This is a genomic window from Sphingomonas bacterium (assembly GCF_903643065.1).
GTDB lineage: Bacteria > Pseudomonadota > Alphaproteobacteria > Sphingomonadales > Sphingomonadaceae > Sphingomonas.
This window is the reverse complement of record NZ_CAHJWX010000014.1, coordinates 1-15,988: the sequence shown is the minus strand read 5'-3', so window position 1 is coordinate 15,988 and position 15,988 is coordinate 1. Positions and strand designations below refer to the sequence as shown.

Here is a 15,988-nt window from a genome sequence, read left to right as displayed (position 1 = left end):
CTCGCGCCTGCCGCAGAGTGTGCCAGCCGTCACGATCGACCGCCAGTGCGGTTCCTCGCAACAGGCCGTGCAGTTCGCCGCGCAAGCCGTGATGTCGGGCACCCAGGATGTGGTGGTTGCGGCTGGGGTGGAAAGCATGAGCCGCGTACCGATGGGATCGCCGGCACTTGCCGAGCAGGGTGCCCGATCGCACAGCGACACGGTATTCAAGCGCTTCGGCGTAGATGGATTCAGCCAGTTTGCAGGCGCGGAGATGATCGCGAAGAAATATGGTTTCACGCGCGACGACCTCGATGCCTATGCGCTCGAAAGCCATCGTCGCGCGGCCGAAGCGACGACGCGCGGCGCATTCGCCGGGGAACTCGCGCCGGTCGCGGTGACGCTGCCCGATGGCACGCCGGCGGTGCACGAGCGCGACGAGGGCATAAGGTTCGATGCGACCGCTGAGTCGATCGGCTCGTTGCGAACGCTGGTGGACGGCGGCGTGATCACCGCCGGCAACGCCAGTCAAATCTGCGATGGTGCCTCGGCCGTGCTGGTCGTTTCCGAGCGCGCGCTCAAGACGCATGGATTGTCCCCGCTCGCCCGCATCGTTGACCTGACCGTCACCGGCGGCGATCCGGTGGTGATGCTGGAGGAGCCGCTATTCGCGACCGAGAAGGCGCTGAAGAAGGCCGGGCTGTCGATCGGCGAGATCGACCTGTACGAGGTCAACGAGGCGTTCGCGTCGATCCCGCTCGCCTGGTTGCGGCATGTCGGCGCCGACCATGCGCGGCTCAACGTGAACGGTGGCGCGATCGCGCTCGGCCATCCGCTCGGCGCGAGCGGCACCAAGCTGATGGCGACGCTGGTTCATGCGCTGCGCGCGCGGGGACGGCGCTATGGATTGCAGACTATGTGCGAGGGGGGCGGCCTGGCCAACGTGACGATCATCGAGGCGCTATGAGCGGCGCCGTGTTATTGCCGGAACTGACGCCGGAGAACACCGCCTTCTGGACCGGTGGGGCGCACGGTGCGCTGATGATAGTGCATTGCGACGCGTGCGATTATGCCATTCACCCACCCGAGTTGATCTGCCCGAAATGCCTGTCGCGCAAGGTCTCGCCGCGGGCGGCGCGGGGATCGGGGACGATCCACAGCTTCACGGTCAACCATCAGCGCTGGCTGCCCGACCTGAACGTCCCTTATACCCTGGTCGTCGTGGATCTGGACGGAGAACCCGGCGTCCGGCTCACCGCACGGCTGGACGACACCGATCCCACCGCCGTCACGATCGGGCAGCGCGTAGAAATCGGGTTTGTCCAAGCGGAAGACGTCTGGATCCCCTATTTTCGTCGCTCGGGCGCCTAGAAGGGGCCGCTCAGCGCGTCGTGTAGCGCCGGCCGCCACTGAGCGTCGCAGGATTGAGCTGCGCCTCGCCGACCGGGTTACCGACCTGGCAGTAACGAAATCCCTGTTTGAGCGCCGTCGAGCGTGTCAGGTCGAGCGACTCCCAGATCGCGCGCACCGTCCCCTGGATCGCGGCGGGCGGCTTGGCCGCGATCAGCCGTGCGAGTTCGTCCGCACGGTTCCACAATGCGTCGAGCGGCAACACCTCCGATACGAGACCGATGCGCAACGCGGTCGCCGCCGCGATGCGCTCGTCATTCCCAAGCAGCGCCATCCGCAGCACGTCGCCCAGCGGCATTCGATATGTCGCGCCGATAGGCTCGAGCGCCGCCGTCATGCCATAGGTCACATGCGGGTCGAAGAAGCTCGCCTCCTCTGAGCAGATCAGGATATCAGCCTCGTTCAGCCAGTAGAACGCGCCACCCGCTGCCATGCCATGCACTGCGCAGACCACGGGTTTCCAGCAGCGGTTGGCCTTCGGTCCGAGGGCCTCACCCGGGTCCTCGGCAGTCCATACATTGTCGTGCAGGATGGCGCCGTCCGGCTCCGCCAGGGCCTTGACGTCCACTCCTGTTGAGAAAGCACGACCAGGGGCGGCGCGAAGGACTATCGCATGCACGGTGTCGTCCTCCGCGAAGCCGCGCCAGAGCGTCGCGAACTCCGCGATCATCGTCTTGTCGAAGCTGTTCATCGCGCTGGGCCGGTTGATCGTGACGGTCGCCACATGGTCGGTTTGCTCGACGACAACTGTTTGCCACTGCACGCCTTGCTCTCCCAATCGAAAGCCACGTAGTTAGCGATGTGCGCCGGAGTGGCAAGGAGGATGGGGATGAGCGAGACGGAGATCTTGGTCGAGCAGGAAGGCGGTGTGCGGATCATCACGCTGAACCGTCCAGACCGGCTGAACGCGCTGGTGCCTTCGATGATGGCGGCGCTGGTTGATGCGGTGGCCGACGCTGCGCGTGATCCGGCGGCCGGATGCGTCGTAGTGACCGGCGCCGGGCGCGGCTTCTGCTCGGGCGGCGACCTCAAAGGCGAGCTCGCGCCGATGGTTGTCGACGCGGAACGCGGCAGCCGTACTGAACAAGGCTTTGACGAACTGCGCGGCTTCGTCGAGGCGTCGCGGCTGTTGCACGATATGCCCAAGCCGACCATCGCGATGGTCAACGGGCCGGTGGCAGGCGCCGGGATTGGCATCGCCGGCGCCTGCGATCTGCGCTTCGCTGGCGAGATGGCGACCTTCGTCACCGCGTTCGATCGCATCGGCGCCTCCGGGGATTTCGGATCCACGTGGTTCTGGACGCGGATCTTAGGCAGCGCGACCGCCCGTGAACTGTTTTTCCTGGGAGAGAAGCTGTCGGCTGCCGACGCGCATGCACGCGGCCTCTACACGAAGCTGTTTGCTGACGCCGACCTGCGGGAGGCGACCTTGGCCGCCGCGCACAGGCTCGCCGACGGTCCGCGCATGGCCTGGCGCTACATGAAGGCGAACTTCAATATGGCCGAGGATGGAAGCTTCGCGAACGCCCTCGATCAGGAATGCCTCAACATGGGCCTATCGACCGCGGCAGCGGCGGCGATCCGTCGCGCTGCTCGTGATGCCCAAGGCAACTGACCTTATCCTCTAGACCACATAGCTTACTAGGTGTATTATCTCTTTTTCGGGCTTGGCAGAGGGACTTTCATGGCATTCAGCACGCGCATCACCGAGCTGCTGGAAATCGAGCATCCAATCGTCCAGGGCGGAATGCAGGGCGTCGGCCGCGCCGAGCTGGCCGGCGCGGTCTCCAACGCCGGCGCGCTGGGCATCCTGACCGCGCTCACGCAGCCTAGCCCGCGAGCGCTGTCGGAAGAGATCGAGCGCTGCCGGAGCATGACCGGCAAACCGTTCGGTGTGAACATGACCGTCTTTCCGACGATGAACTCCCCCGACTACAAGGCCTATGCGCAGGCGATCATCGACGCGAAGGTGCCGGTGGTAGAAACCGCCGGCACCGCGGCGGTCGCTGAGCTGTGGGCGATGTTCAAGGCGGCGAGCATCCGCGTCGTGCACAAATGCACGGCGGTTCGCCATGCGCTGTCGGCGGAGCGCAAGGGGGTCGACGCGATCTCGATCGACGGCTTCGAATGCGCTGGGCACCCGGGCGAGGACGATATTCCTGGCCTGATCCTGATTCCGGCCGCCGCTGACAAGGTGAGGATCCCGATGCTGGCCAGCGGCGGCTTTGGCGATGGGCGTGGGCTCGTCGCGGCGCTCGCGCTTGGAGCGGATGGGATCAACATGGGCACGCGCTTCTGCGCCACGCAGGAGGCGCCGATCCACGCCAACGTCAAGCAGGCGTATCTCGACAACGACGAGCGAGGCACCAACCTGATCTTCCGCAAGCTCCACAATACGGCGCGCGTCGGCCGGAGCACGGTGTCCGACGAGGTCGTCCGCCTGCTCGCGCAGCCCGAAGCGACCTTCAAGGACGTCGCGCATCTCGTCGCCGGCGTCCAAGGACGCCGGGTGCTCGAGCAAGGCGATATGGAAGCCGGCGTGTTCTGGGCGGGGCAGATCCAGGGCCTTATCCACGATATACCGTCTGTCGCCGAGCTTATCGACCGGATCATTGCGGATGCCGAGGTGCTTGTGCGCGAACGTCTCGCCAGCCTGCTGGTGGCGTCAACGCCTCCGCACCGGCTGACGGCGACCGCCTGATTGTGGTGCGGACGAAGGGCATCCTCGATGGCAAGGTGGCGATCGTCACCGGCGGTTCGCGTGGGCTCGGCCGTCATATCGTCGCCGCGCCGATCCTGGCCGGCGCCCAGGTTGGGTGCTTGGCACGGGCGTCGCGCGATCTCGACGAAGTCGCCGGCGAGCATGGCGACCGCGTACTCGTCGTGCCGTGCGATGTTGGCTCGTCCGGCTCGGTCGAGGCCGCGATCGCCGAGGTAGTCGAGCGTTTTGGGCGACTCGATATCCTCGTCGACAACGCCGCCATCTTCCAGCCGTTTACCCTTGAGGAAGCGAGGGACGAAGAGATCGAGGCGCATGTTGCGGTCAACTTGCTCGGCCCGATGCGCTGCATACGTGCCTCCATCCCGCATTTCCGGCGCTGCGAGGGACAGATCGTCATCGTCTCGAGCGAGTCGGTGCGGATGCCCTTCCCTTTTCTGACAGTGTACGCGGCATCCAAGGCGGGCGCCGAGACGCTGGCGGCGGGTTTGCGCGATGATCGGATCCGCGTAACCATCTTGCGATCCGGGGCGGTGGCCGGCACTAGCGGCCATCTCGGCTGGACCTCCGAGCGGGCCGAGCGCTTCCTCGCGGCGATTCAGCGATCGGGTCACGCCGCCTTCAGCGGCACGGCGGCTGACCCGCGATCGATGGCCAACACATTACTGGCGGTGCTCGCGCTGCCACCGGACGTAAACATCGACCTGATCGAGGCACGCGGCGCGCTGCCCATGCCCGCGGCCGTTTCGCGCACGGTCATCGAGGAAGCAGCATGAAGATTGACTCGAAGACCGCCGCGATCGTCACCGGAGGTGCTTCCGGGCTGGGCCATGCCACGGCCGGGGCGCTGGCGGCGGCGGGCGCGCGGGTGACGATCTTCGATCTCGACAGCGCTAAGGGTGAGGCCGTCGCCGCCGAACTCGGCGGCGCGTTTGCGCGCGTCGATGTCACCGATGAGGCAGCGACGCTTGCCGGCTTCGAGCATGCCCGTGCCAAACATGGCCAGGAACGCATCTTGGTCAATTGCGCCGGTGGGGCGCGTGGCGGCAAGACCGTTGGACGCAAGCGGGACAGCGGCGACATTCAGCGCCACAGCATGGACGATTTCGCTTTCACCGTCGGTCTCAACCTAATTGGCACCTTCCGCTGCATCACCATTGCAGCGGCGGGGATGATGACGCTCGATCCGCTCGAGGGCGGCGAGCGCGGCGTCATCGCCAACACCGCCTCGGTCGCCGCGCAAGACGGGCAGATCGGCCAGGTCGCCTATTCCGCATCGAAGGCCGGGATCGTCGGCATGACGCTGACCATCGCACGCGACCTGTCTAGCGAGGGGATCCGCATCAACACCATCCTGCCCGGCATCATGGCGACCCCGCCGATGCTGGGCGTCCCGGAGAAGGTTCTCGAAGGACTGGCCGCTTCGGTGCCCTTTCCTAAACGGCTGGGACATCCGGAGGAATTCGCCAGCCTCGTGCTCGAAACCGTGCGCAACGGCTACTTCAACGGCCAAGCCATCCGCCTCGACGGAGCAATCCGCATGGCACCGCGCTGATCGATCGATCAGTCCTACTGGTATTACGATTGGTCTTGTTGGAACGTGGAGATAGGGTGTAGGTACGCGCCAAGAGGAGATGCACGATGAAGGCTGAAGATCTCATCATCGCCAGTGTGGACGATCATATCTGCGAACCGCCGACTATGTTCGACCAGCATCTGTCCGTGCAGCACAAGGCGATCAAGCCCGAGATTCGCAAGGACGAAAAGGGCGCCGATTTCTGGCTGTTCGAAGGGCGTCGCGCCGGCACCATCGGGCTAAACGCGGTAGTGGGCCGCATGCGCGAGGAATATGGCTGCGAGCCGATCTCGTTCGATCAGATGCGCAAAGGCGCCTGGGACATTCATGCGCGCATCGAGGACATGAACGCCAACGGCATCCTGGCCTCGCTCAACTTCCCGAGCGTCGTCACCTTCGACGGGTCCTTATTTCACAAGTTCGAGGATAAGAACAACGCGCTGACACTTCTGCGCGCTTATAATGATTGGCATATCGACGAGTGGTGCGGCTCCTACCCTGGCCGCAATATTCCCAATGCGATCGTTCCCTATTGGGACGTCGCTGCGACTGTCGCGGAGATCGAGCGCGTTGCCGCAAAGGGCTGCCACGCCATATCGTTCAGTGACAATCCGTCGCTGCGCGGCCAGCCGAGCATCCATAGCGATCATTGGGAGCCGCTGTGGAAGGCGTGCGCCGATAACGACGTCGTCATCAACATCCATATCGGCTCGGGCGCGGCCGCCCCGCATGCGTCCATGGACTCGCCGATCGACGCCTGGATCGTCACCATGCCGATCTCGATCGTAAATTCAGCGGCCGACTGGCTGTGGCTGAAGGCGATTCAGCGCTATCCGCTGAAGATCGCGCTGTCGGAGGGCGGTATTGGCTGGATTCCGTATTTTCTGGAGCGCGCGGACTTCACCTATGAACATCACCGCGCGTGGACCTACTCGGACTTCGGTAAAAAGCGGCCTAGCGAAGTGTTCCGCGAGCATTTCATGACGTGCTTTATCGACGATGTTTTCGGTCTCAAGAACATCGATGCGATCGGTGAGGACAACGTGTCCTATGAGTGCGACTATCCACATTCTGACAGCGTCTGGCCCGATTCGGCAGATCTGCTTCTTAAATCGGTATCCGTGCTGAGCGATCCGGTAATCGACAAGGTGACACATCTGAACGCGCTTGGCCTTTACCAGTTCGATGCATTCGGGATGATGGGTGGCCGCGAGAACTGCACGGCAGGTGCGCTGCGCAACTTGGCGATGCACATCGATACCGCACCGGTATCGTTCGGCGGCCCAGCCCCGCTTGCGCCTGGCGAGGAGCGCCGGCCGGTGACATCGGGCGACATCCTCAAGATGTTCTCCGAAGTGACCGATGCCGACGGGCAGTTGAGCGCGGATGCGCTGGAGGCCGCTGAGTGACTTCAGGCGCCGGCGGGAGAAACCGCCGGCGCCGGTCCGACCTGAAGCGCCTCGGGTAGCGCCAGCGCGACGAGCGTCGCCAGCCCGCATAGCCCGGGAACCACCCCCATCGTCAGCATGAAGGCATCACTGGTCGGATAGCGCGCGCCGTCCGGCCCGATGACCGTGTCTGTTGCGAGCAGCACGGCGACGAGTTGCGCGCCGACCGCGATGAACAGCTGGCGGACCACCCCCATCATCGCCGCCGCCTCGCTGGTCCGTGCCGACGGCACCGCCGCGACCAGCAGCGTCGGACCGACCGCGAACAGGATCGTGGTACCGAACGAGATGACGCACAGCACCGCGACGAGCATCGCGACCGAGCCATGCTGCCACATCGCGAGCAGCCACCCGGACGTCGCGAGAAGGCCGCCGCCAGTCATCGTCAGCCGTGCGCCCCGGCGCTCGGTCAAATATCCGCCGAGCGGCCCGGCGAACAGCGAGCCGAGGTTCGACGGCAGCTTGGCCAGCCCCGCCAGGGTCGCGCTCGTCCCCAGACCTATGCCAGTCCAGCGCGGCGCCTGAAGCAACACCGAAAAGACGAGCGTGATCTGCAACGCGCCCGTGGCAACCAGCGCGCCGATTGCATTCGCGAGCAGCACCCGTCGGTCGGCGAAGAGCCGAATGTCGATCAACGGATCTGGCGTCCGCAGACTTCGCGCGATCCACAGCGCAAACAGCGCCGCGGAAGCGATCAGCAAGACGGTCATCCACGGGCCACCCCAGCCCCAGACGCGGCCGTCGCTGATATAGAGCAGCAAGCCCGCGATCGCCGGCACGAACAGCACGCCGCCGACCCAGTCGAGCCGCGCGTGCCCGGTAGCGACGTGCGACCGGGGAACCCATGCCAGCACCAGCCCGAAGGACAGTAGCGCAAACGACGTGCTTGCGAGGAACACAGCATGCCACGAGAAATGATCGACGAGGAGGCCGCCGATCACCAGCCCAGCCGCAGTGCCGGCCGATGCGCCGGAGATCATTAGGCCGATGCCCAGCGCGACACGCTCGCGCGGTAGATTCTCACGCACGAGACCGATCACCAGCGGCAGGATCGCCGCGCTCAACCCCTCAATCGAGCGCCCGACAAGGAGCGCAGCAAAGCTCGTCGCCGAGGCACTGACCGCCGCGCCAAAGGCACCCGCCCCAAGCAGCCACAGCAGGACCCGCCGTCGCCCGTACAGGTCGCCTGATCGCCCGACCACCGCCGCGCCGCCGGCACTGACCAGCAGGAAGGCGGTGACGAGCCAGCCAACCTTGACTGGGTCGTGGAACGTGACGATCAACGCCTTGTACGCGGCATAGATCATCGCGGTCTCGAACGCGCCAGTTGCTTCCGCCAGCCACAACGCGAACAGGATCGACGCCGCCGGCGAGCGCTCGGCAGTCATTATCGCACCAACAGCATCGCGCCGGCAAGCGGCCCGCCGCCCATGCCGCAGGCGGCGACCCTTGCGTCCGGCACCTGACGCTCGCCGCCTTCACCCCACAATTGCATGCACGCCTCGTGCAGCAGCCCGAACCCGTGCAGTCGTCCGGCAGACAACTGACCGCCGCCGGTGTTGACCGGGAAGCGACCGCCGGGCAGCGGGTGGCCATCCGCGATGAAGCCGGGAGCCTCTCCCCGCTTGCAGAACCCGAGCGCCTCGATCCACAACGGAATCTGGATGCTGAAGCCGTCGTACAGCGCCAGTACGTCGACATCATCCGGTGTCAGCGCGGTGCGCGACCACAGGTCGGCACCAGCGTCATGCGCCGCCATCCGTGTCAGGTCGGGCTGCTGATCCCAGCTCTCCTTGCCGCGCATCGCCGCACCCATCGCCTCGATCCGGAGCGGCGGCTTGGCGCAATGGCGCGCGGCATCGGAGGCCGACACGATGATGACGCAGGCGCCATCGATCGGGATGTCGCAATCGAACAGGCCGAGCGGCGTCGAGATCATCCGCGCGGCCATATATTCCTCGAGCGTGAGCGGCTTGCCGTGGAACAAGGCGCGCGGGTTGGCCTGCGCAAAGGTGCGCTGGCCGACGGCGAGCGCGCCGAGCTGTCCACGCGTGAGGCCGTATTCGTGCATATAGCGCGTCGCCACCCACGCCATCCAATTGGTCGCGGAGATCGCGCCCATCGGCAGCAGATACCCCAGCCATCCGCCGATCCGTCCGCCGCCACCGGTCGGCACGCTGGCACGCTGCGCGGCGGTCTGCGACGAGGATTCGGTGAGTGCGCGAAAGCACAGCACATGGCGCGCCTGGCCGGTCGCCACCGCCATCGCGGCCACCATGATCGCCGACATCTGCGCCGGGCCTTCGGGCGTCGCCGAATGCCATCGGGTATTGAGACCCAGCGCGTTGCGTACCTCGCCCGTCCCGAGCGGCGACATGCCTGGTGCCACGCTGGACCGCCCGGGATAGGTCGAGATGCCGTCGATGTCGTCGCGCGTGAGCCCAGCGTCCGCGATCGCCTCGATCGCGGCATCGAGCAGGTGATCCATCGCGGCGCGATGAAGATTGCGTCCCACCTTCGACATGCCGATACCGGTCACAGCAGCGCCCAATGCCATGTTGTTCCCTCTGAAGCGGATTGCCTCGCGAAGATGTATATCCTAGTTACCGATGTCACATATCCCGTCTGCGAGGCTAGCATGAATTTCTACATATCGGAGGAGCAGGTCATGCTGCGCGAACAGGCGCGCGCCTTGCTGGCCGAATGCTCCGCGCCCAATCGCCTGCGACGATTGATCGAGCAAGGTGCCGAGTGGGATGAGCCGTTGTGGCGAGAATTCGGGAACTTGGGTTTTCTGGGTGCGGCCATTCCCGAGGCGCATGGCGGCCTCGGTCTCGCCGCGCTTGATCTCGGCGTCATCAGCGAGGCGCTCGGCAGCGCCAATGCCGCGCTGCCATTCTTCTCGTCGATCGTGCTCGCCGCTGAAGCGATCCGCCTCGGTGGAAGCGAGGAGCAGCACGCGCGCTGGCTCCCCAGGCTTGCCTCGGGCGACGTGATCGCCACCTTCGCCTATGCCGAAGGACCTGCCGGCTTTTCAGCGGAGGCGATCCGCAGCACGCTCGCCGGAGGAGCCCTGTCCGGGACAAAGACGCCAGTCGCGGACGGCGGTATAGCGCAACTCGCAGTCGTCCTGGCGCGAACCGCAAGCACGCCTACGCTCGCGCTGGTGGAACTGGACCGGCCAGGCGTCAGCAGGACGAGACTGGAAAGCTTCGACCAGCTCCGGGCGCATTACACATTGTCGTTTGACGGCGCGGCGGCGGAACCGCTCGAGGCTGGTGGCGACATAATCGACCAGCTTTTCGACGGGGCCGCTGTGCAGGCCGCGTTCGAGGCGGTCGGCGGCGCGGAGGCATGCCTCTATATGGCGCGCGATTACGCGCTTGAGCGACGCATCTTCGGCCGCCCTCTCGCTGGGTATCAGGCGATCAAGCACAAGCTGGCAGACATTCTGGTGGCGGTCGAGCTGGCACGATCGAGCGCGCATTTCGCCGCATGGACCGCGTCGCATGATCCGGGCGCGCTGCCGGTCGCTGCGGCCGGTGCGCGGCTGACCGCGGCCGACGCCTTCGAACGTGCCGCGCGCGAGAATCTCCAGGTCCATGGTGGCATCGGATACACGTGGGAGGCGAACTGCCACTTCTACTATCGGCGCGAACGAACGCTCGCGCTTGGCTTGGCTGGGCGGGAACATTGGGCCGACCGCCTGATAGCCCATCTCGCTTCGAATGGCGCGCAACCCGTTCCACGGCGGGAGACCGCGTAATGGAAGAAGAGCGATCGGCCGACGCCGACTTCCGTACAAAGGCGCGCCAGTGGCTCGCCGAGCATGCGCCGCTCCATGAACTTCCCGCCGCCGACCGCCTTGACGATGCTGAAGTGGTCGTGCGCGGCAGGGCGTGGCAGGCCGAACTCGCACGCAGTGGCTATGCCGGCATTGCGAGCCCGGCCGCGATCGGCGGTCGCGGTGGCACGATGCTGGAAGCGATAGTGTTCGGGGAGGAGGAGGCGCGTTACCGCCTGCCAAAAGGCCCCTACGTCGGCATCGGCCTGGCGATGGCGCTGCCCGTTATCGAAAAACATGGCAGTCCGGAACAGATCGAGCGGTTCGTTGGGCCGACGCTCTGCGGAGAACTCACCTGGTGCCAGCTCTTCTCGGAACCGGCGGCCGGATCGGACCTCGCGGCGCTCCGCACCCGTGCGGTGCGCGACGGCGACGCGTGGATCGTCAACGGGCAGAAAGTGTGGTCGAGCTGGGCGCATCATGCGGACTGGGGCATTCTCGTGGCCCGCACCGATCCGGCGCTGCCCAAGCACAAGGGGCTGACCTTCTTCGTCGTCGACATGAAGACGCCTGGCATCGACATCCGTCCGATCCGTCAGATGTCAGGTCTGTCCGATTTCAACGAGACGTTTCTGACCGACGTGCGCATTCCGGATCGCGATCGGGTCGGCGCGGTCGGCGAGGGTTGGGCGTGTGCGATGACCACGCTGACTGGCGAGCGGATCAACCAGAGCGGCGAGAGCGGTGACGAGGGCATTGAGGGCCTGATCCGCTATGCCGCCGCGACGCCGCGCGGCGCGGGAAGCGCACTCGACAGCGCCGCCGTCCGCCTCGCGTTGGCCTCCGCTTATGCCGAGGAGCAAGCCGAGAAGCATTATCAGAGCCGTCTGCGCGCGATGGTCTCGCTTGGTGAGAACCCAGGTGCGGCGGGTGCGATCGTGAAGCTCGCTTACACGCGGCGGCTCCAGATCACCGCAGGCCTCTCGCTGGAGCTGCGGGGCCCCGCCGGCCTAGCCGCCGAACCAAGCGACCTCGCGACACGGAAGCTCCAGGACGATTATATCTGGTCGGCCGCGTTGCGTATCGCCGGGGGAGCGGACGAGGTTCTGCGCAATCAGCTTGCCGAGCGGATGCTCGGCATGCCGGGAGACATCAGGGCCGATCGCGATGTGCCGTTCGATCAGCTGTAAGATCGGCTTGCACGGATCGCTAATTCATATAGAGAACCTAGTTATACAAGTCTGGAGCCTGCATGTCGGAACTGTCCGTCCTGCTACACGATGTCCCGACGATTGATCCCGCGGCCGACGCCATCGAGTTCGATGGGAAATGGTATAGCTGGGCGCGTCTTGCCGGCACGATTGGCGAAGTCCGCGCGGCGCTGGCTGAAATGAAGCTGGGACGCGACGCGCGAGTCGGCATACTGATGCGGAGCAGACCTTCGGCATTCGCGGCCGTCCTCGCGGTCGTGGCTGGCGACGCCTGCATGGTGTCGATCAACCCGCTCCTTCCTGACGAGCGGCTCGCGACCGACCTGTTAGCCTTGGCGCTCCCGGTTGTGATCGGTGAAAGCGCCGACCTTGCGCGTCCCTCTGTGCGGGACGCGATCCGCGCTTCTGGATCGGCATTAATCGAGCTGCCTGGTATTCTGGATGGAGCCGCTCTCCTGGCCCCCTCCGCTTCGCCCCCGGCGGGCATGCGACTGACCGAACCCGGCGTGATCGTCGAGATGCTGACGAGCGGCACCACCGGCGCCCCGAAGCGCGTATCTCTAAAGCGCGATGCATTTGAACGGAGCTTTGCAGCGGCGTTGTCATACGAAAAGGGTCGACGGGCGAGCGATACCGCTCGCCTGCGGCCCGGCACTACGATTCTCAGCGGACCGATGTCGCATATCGGTGGCCTGTGGGGTGCGCTGACCTGCATCGCCGGCGGCCGCAAGGCGTGCCTGTTGGAGAGGTTCACCGTCGCCGGCTGGCGCGACGCGGTAGTCCGCCATCGGCCCAAGGTGGCGGGCACGGTCCCGGCGGGGCTGCGCATGATCCTAGACGCGGATATCCCGCGCGAAGATCTGGCTAGCCTTAGCGCGATTCGGACCGGTGCGGCGCCCCTCGATCCTGCGATCGTCGCCGAGTTCTGGACCCGCTACAGGATCCCGGTCCTATCCAACTATGGTGCGACCGAGTTCTCTGGCGCGGTGGCAGGCTGGACGATGAAGGACTTCGCTGCCTTCCATGCATCAAAGACCGAAAGCGTCGGGCGCTTCCAGCCCGGTGTGATCGGCCGCGTCATCGACCCTGGGAATGGCGAAGAAGTGTCAGCCGGTATCGAAGGCGTGCTCGAGATGCGCTCGGAACAGTTCGGCAATGGTGGAGCATGGCTACGCACCACGGACCGCGCCGTGATCGATGCCGACGGCTTTCTGTTCATCCGCGGCCGCGCCGACCTCGCGATCAATCGAGGCGGCTTCAAGGTGCACCCCGACGATGTCAACAAGGCGCTGGAAAGCCATCCCGCCGTTCGTGAGGCCGTGACAGTAGGAATCGCGGACCGCCGGCTTGGCGCAGTTCCGGTCACGGCGGTCATGCTGAAGGCAGGAGTAGCGTCTCCGTCCGAGGAGGACTTCGCGGACTTCGCACGTGCACACCTGCTGCCCTACCAAGTTCCTTCGAAGATCCTGGTCGTCGACGAAGTGCCGCGGACCGAATCGATGAAGCCCGCCCTGACCGAGGTTCGTAAATTGTTTGTCGCCGGGCTCGACGCAGCCTGATGAGTGGAGACCTGACGATGGCTAGCATCCTCGAAAGCGACGAGTGGCAGAAGGCCATCGATTACCGCATCACCGATGAGGACATCGACCGCCAGAAGCGGTTGATCGGCCATGATCAAGCGTCGCGGACCCGCGAATACGTGCAGACCGCGACCGAGGACACGATCCGCAACTTCGCGCACGGCGTTGGCAACGACAACCTGCTGCACTGCGATCCGAATTATGCGCGCGGCACCCGCTGGGGCGGGATCGTCGCGCCGGGCATGATGGCGGGGATCATCAATGCGCCGATGCGTGGCGACCCGACTCCCGACCACCTCCGCGCGCTTAAGAAATCGCTGTTCCGGGGCATCCACGTCTTCGTCTCAGGGTCCAAGTGGGATTGGTATGGCCCGGTCCGCCCCGGCGACACCCTTTACAGCTTCGAGGGATGGGAGTCGTGCGATGTCAAGCAGTCCGAGTTCGCCGGCCGATCGGTCATCAATGTGCTGCGTCACGTCAAGGTCAACCAGCGATCGGAGGTTGTCGCTATATATCGCGTGCTGACCGTGCTTACCGAGCGAGGCACGGCCAAGAAGAAGGGTAAATACGCCGCGATCGAGCCGGCGACGTATACCGACGACGACATCGCCAAGGTCGACGCGATCTACGAGGCGGAGCAGGTCCGCGGTGCGACACCGCGCGATTACGCGGACGTTGCGGTTGGAGACAGCCTGGGAACAATGGCGAAGGGGCCGCTGACCGTCACGGATGTGATATGCTTCCACGCCGCCGGCTATGGTTTTACGCCCTATGCGCCATCGGTGGGGCGGCTCGCCTACCAGAACCGCAAACGCATCGCGCCATTTTACATCAAAAACGAATACGGCGTGCCGGACGTCGCGCAGCGGCTCCACTGGGATCCGGTCTGGGCGCAGGCGATCGGTAATCCGATGGCCTATGATTACGGCGTAATGCGCGAGAACTATCTTTATCATTACCTGACCGACTGGGCCGGCGACGACGGTGTCGTGCTCCACGTTCATGATGAGATCCGCAAGTTCAACTATATGGGCGACGTGCAAACCATCACTGGCGAGGTGACGAACAAGCGCGAGGAAAGCGGCCAATTGTTGGTCGACGTCGCCGTGCGCTTCACCAACCAGCGTGACGAGGAAACGGTGAAGGCGACCGCAACGATCGCGCTGCCGTCCGCCGGCCGGCCGGCGCTATATCCAGCAGTACCGCCGGAAGTCGCGGCGCGAGCCGTAGCGATGATGGCGCGCCATTGGGAGCTCGGTCGCGGAAAATGAACGACGGGCTGGTCGACTATACGCTGGAAAATGGCGTCGCGATCGCTCGACTGAACGATCCGGCAACGCTCAACGCCATGTCGGACGCCATGGGCGAGGAATTGCGCGAGGCCGTCGCCCGTGCCCAAGGCGAGGCACGAGCGTTGCTGATCGGCAGTCACGGCCGAGCCTTCTGTTCGGGCGCGAACCTGTCGGGCGGCAGCTTCTCGATGGATGATCCGGAGCGCGATGCGGGCTCGGGGCTGGAGGCGGTGTTCAATCCGCTGCTGCTCGATCTCCGTGCATCCGCCATTCCGGTGCTGAGCGCGGTGCGCGGGGCCGCGGCCGGCGTCGGCTGCGGGCTGGCGCTGGCGGCCGACCTGATCGTCGCGGGCGAGAGCGCCTATTTCTACCAGGCATTCTGTCACGTCGGGCTGTCTCCAGACGGCGGATCGAGCTATCTGCTGACTCGCGCCATCGGCCGGGTACGGGCAATGGAAATGATGCTGCTCGGCGAGAGGCTGCGCGCCGCCACCGCGCTCGACTGGGGCCTGATCAACCGCGTCGTTCCCGATGACGACGTCGACGCGGTGGCGCTTGCGCTCGCCGTCCAGCTAGCGCGCGGACCACGTTCGCTCGGCCACATTCGCGCCGCCGCCTGGGCTGGCACCGATCAGCCGTTCGTCGAGGCACTCGCCCGCGAGCGCACTCTCCAGAAACAGTCAGGGCGTACCGAGGACTTCGCGGAGGGCGTCGCGGCGTTCCGGCAGAAGCGCGAGCCCGACTTCCAGGGACGTTAACGCGTTCTTTGCAACAGGAGCAAGATCCGTGACTAGCGTCGCAACCGTCGCCGTCGAGGACGGCATCGGCATCCTCACTGTCGATTATCCGCCGGTCAATGCTCTAGGCATCGCGGTTCGGCGGGGCCTCGATGAAGGCTTCCGCACGCTCGATGCCGATCCCGCAGTGAGAGCGATCGTACTGATCTGCGGCGGACGGACTTTCTTCGCCGGGGCCGACATCGCCGAACT

At 65.4% G+C, this 15,988-nt stretch carries 16 protein-coding genes; 13 read left to right on the top strand and 3 right to left on the bottom strand.

Annotation, left to right across the window (positions count from 1 at the left end):
* Together HUU95_RS01270 and HUU95_RS01265 are read left to right on the top strand one after the other, a co-directional pair.
* The coding region (locus HUU95_RS01270) for an acetyl-CoA C-acyltransferase (protein WP_174278429.1) at positions 1-946 on the top strand (946 nt) is incomplete at its 5' end.
* A complete protein-coding gene (locus HUU95_RS01265) occupies positions 943-1,350 on the top strand; it encodes a Zn-ribbon domain-containing OB-fold protein (RefSeq protein WP_174278428.1) in 408 nt (135 codons plus the stop codon). The genes HUU95_RS01270 and HUU95_RS01265, both read left to right, overlap by 4 nt.
* Positions 1,351-1,360: 10 nt before the next feature.
* Here HUU95_RS01265 and HUU95_RS01260 read toward each other — a convergent pair whose 3' ends face one another.
* The gene (locus HUU95_RS01260) at positions 1,361-2,167 is read right to left on the bottom strand and encodes an enoyl-CoA hydratase/isomerase family protein (RefSeq protein ID WP_254602551.1); all 807 of its coding nucleotides are present in this window, start codon (positions 2,165-2,167) and stop codon (positions 1,361-1,363) included.
* A 51-nt stretch (positions 2,168-2,218) separates the two neighbouring features.
* Between HUU95_RS01260 and HUU95_RS01255 the strand changes: the two genes are divergently transcribed.
* The 5 genes from HUU95_RS01255 (at position 2,219) to HUU95_RS01235 (ending at position 7,093) form a co-directional block, all read left to right on the top strand.
* Positions 2,219-3,004, top strand: a complete 786-nt coding sequence (locus tag HUU95_RS01255) for an enoyl-CoA hydratase-related protein (protein WP_174278427.1) — start codon at positions 2,219-2,221, stop codon at positions 3,002-3,004.
* Between the two features lie 69 nt (positions 3,005-3,073).
* Positions 3,074-4,090, top strand: coding sequence for an NAD(P)H-dependent flavin oxidoreductase (locus HUU95_RS01250; RefSeq protein WP_174278426.1), 1,017 nt, complete (start codon positions 3,074-3,076; stop codon positions 4,088-4,090).
* A 35-nt stretch (positions 4,091-4,125) separates the two neighbouring features.
* Positions 4,126-4,884 carry an SDR family oxidoreductase gene (locus tag HUU95_RS01245; RefSeq protein ID WP_174278425.1) on the top strand — a complete coding sequence of 253 codons (759 nt, stop codon included), beginning with the start codon at positions 4,126-4,128 and terminating at the stop codon, positions 4,882-4,884.
* Positions 4,881-5,663 (top strand): SDR family NAD(P)-dependent oxidoreductase, encoded by a 783-nt coding sequence (locus tag HUU95_RS01240; protein WP_174278424.1) that lies wholly within the window; start codon positions 4,881-4,883, stop codon positions 5,661-5,663. Before HUU95_RS01245 ends, HUU95_RS01240 begins: the two co-directional genes overlap by 4 nt.
* A gap of 86 nt (positions 5,664-5,749) precedes the next feature.
* On the top strand, positions 5,750-7,093 hold the full coding sequence (locus tag HUU95_RS01235; RefSeq protein ID WP_174278423.1) for an amidohydrolase family protein: 1,344 nt from the start codon (positions 5,750-5,752) through the stop codon (positions 7,091-7,093).
* Positions 7,094-7,095: 2 nt separating this feature from the next.
* Here HUU95_RS01235 and HUU95_RS01230 read toward each other — a convergent pair whose 3' ends face one another.
* Together HUU95_RS01230 and HUU95_RS01225 are read right to left on the bottom strand one after the other, a co-directional pair.
* Positions 7,096-8,520 (bottom strand): MFS transporter, encoded by a 1,425-nt coding sequence (locus HUU95_RS01230; RefSeq protein WP_174278422.1) that lies wholly within the window; start codon positions 8,518-8,520, stop codon positions 7,096-7,098.
* The gene (locus HUU95_RS01225; protein WP_254602550.1) at positions 8,520-9,656 is read right to left on the bottom strand and encodes a thiolase family protein; all 1,137 of its coding nucleotides are present in this window, start codon (positions 9,654-9,656) and stop codon (positions 8,520-8,522) included. The genes HUU95_RS01230 and HUU95_RS01225 overlap by 1 nt, the downstream gene beginning before the upstream one ends.
* On the opposite strand from HUU95_RS01225, the gene HUU95_RS01220 reads away from it, so the two are divergent.
* The 6 genes from HUU95_RS01220 to HUU95_RS01195 form a co-directional block, all read left to right on the top strand.
* Positions 9,630-10,898 (top strand): acyl-CoA dehydrogenase family protein, encoded by a 1,269-nt coding sequence (locus HUU95_RS01220; RefSeq protein WP_368039787.1) that lies wholly within the window; start codon positions 9,630-9,632, stop codon positions 10,896-10,898. The genes HUU95_RS01225 and HUU95_RS01220 overlap by 27 nt on opposite strands.
* Positions 10,898-12,106 (top strand): acyl-CoA dehydrogenase family protein, encoded by a 1,209-nt coding sequence (locus HUU95_RS01215; RefSeq protein ID WP_174278419.1) that lies wholly within the window; start codon positions 10,898-10,900, stop codon positions 12,104-12,106. The genes HUU95_RS01220 and HUU95_RS01215 overlap by 1 nt, the downstream gene beginning before the upstream one ends.
* 62 nt (positions 12,107-12,168) lie before the next feature.
* Entirely contained in the window at positions 12,169-13,686 is a 1,518-nt protein-coding gene (locus HUU95_RS01210) for a class I adenylate-forming enzyme family protein (RefSeq protein ID WP_174278418.1), read from the top strand.
* A gap of 17 nt (positions 13,687-13,703) precedes the next feature.
* Complete coding sequence (locus tag HUU95_RS01205; RefSeq protein ID WP_174278417.1) at positions 13,704-14,978, top strand: FAS1-like dehydratase domain-containing protein; 1,275 nt, start codon at positions 13,704-13,706, stop codon at positions 14,976-14,978.
* Positions 14,975-15,757: an enoyl-CoA hydratase-related protein gene (locus HUU95_RS01200; RefSeq protein ID WP_174278416.1), complete on the top strand. Its 783-nt coding sequence runs from the start codon at positions 14,975-14,977 to the stop codon at positions 15,755-15,757. Before HUU95_RS01205 ends, HUU95_RS01200 begins: the two co-directional genes overlap by 4 nt.
* Before the next feature lie 28 nt (positions 15,758-15,785).
* Positions 15,786-15,988, top strand: a 203-nt coding sequence (locus tag HUU95_RS01195) for an enoyl-CoA hydratase-related protein (protein WP_174278415.1), incomplete at its 3' end; no start/stop codon positions are given.

Bases quoted from the DNA above. Each gene is read 5' to 3' on its own strand.
- HUU95_RS01265 (WP_174278428.1), top strand. From the start codon at position 943: ATGAGCGGCGCCGTGTTATTGCCGGAACTGACGCCGGAGAACACCGCC.
- HUU95_RS01255 (WP_174278427.1), top strand. From the start codon at position 2,219: ATGAGCGAGACGGAGATCTTGGTCGAGCAGGAAGGCGGTGTGCGGATC.
- HUU95_RS01250 (WP_174278426.1), top strand. From the start codon at position 3,074: ATGGCATTCAGCACGCGCATCACCGAGCTGCTGGAAATCGAGCATCCA.
- HUU95_RS01240 (WP_174278424.1), top strand. From the start codon at position 4,881: ATGAAGATTGACTCGAAGACCGCCGCGATCGTCACCGGAGGTGCTTCC.
- HUU95_RS01235 (WP_174278423.1), top strand. From the start codon at position 5,750: ATGAAGGCTGAAGATCTCATCATCGCCAGTGTGGACGATCATATCTGC.
- HUU95_RS01230 (WP_174278422.1), bottom strand. From the start codon at position 8,520: ATGACTGCCGAGCGCTCGCCGGCGGCGTCGATCCTGTTCGCGTTGTGG.
- HUU95_RS01220 (WP_368039787.1), top strand. From the start codon at position 9,630: ATGAAGATTGCGTCCCACCTTCGACATGCCGATACCGGTCACAGCAGC.
- HUU95_RS01225 (WP_254602550.1), bottom strand. From the start codon at position 9,656: ATGTCGAAGGTGGGACGCAATCTTCATCGCGCCGCGATGGATCACCTG.
- HUU95_RS01215 (WP_174278419.1), top strand. From the start codon at position 10,898: ATGGAAGAAGAGCGATCGGCCGACGCCGACTTCCGTACAAAGGCGCGC.
- HUU95_RS01210 (WP_174278418.1), top strand. From the start codon at position 12,169: ATGTCGGAACTGTCCGTCCTGCTACACGATGTCCCGACGATTGATCCC.
- HUU95_RS01205 (WP_174278417.1), top strand. From the start codon at position 13,704: ATGGCTAGCATCCTCGAAAGCGACGAGTGGCAGAAGGCCATCGATTAC.
- HUU95_RS01200 (WP_174278416.1), top strand. From the start codon at position 14,975: ATGAACGACGGGCTGGTCGACTATACGCTGGAAAATGGCGTCGCGATC.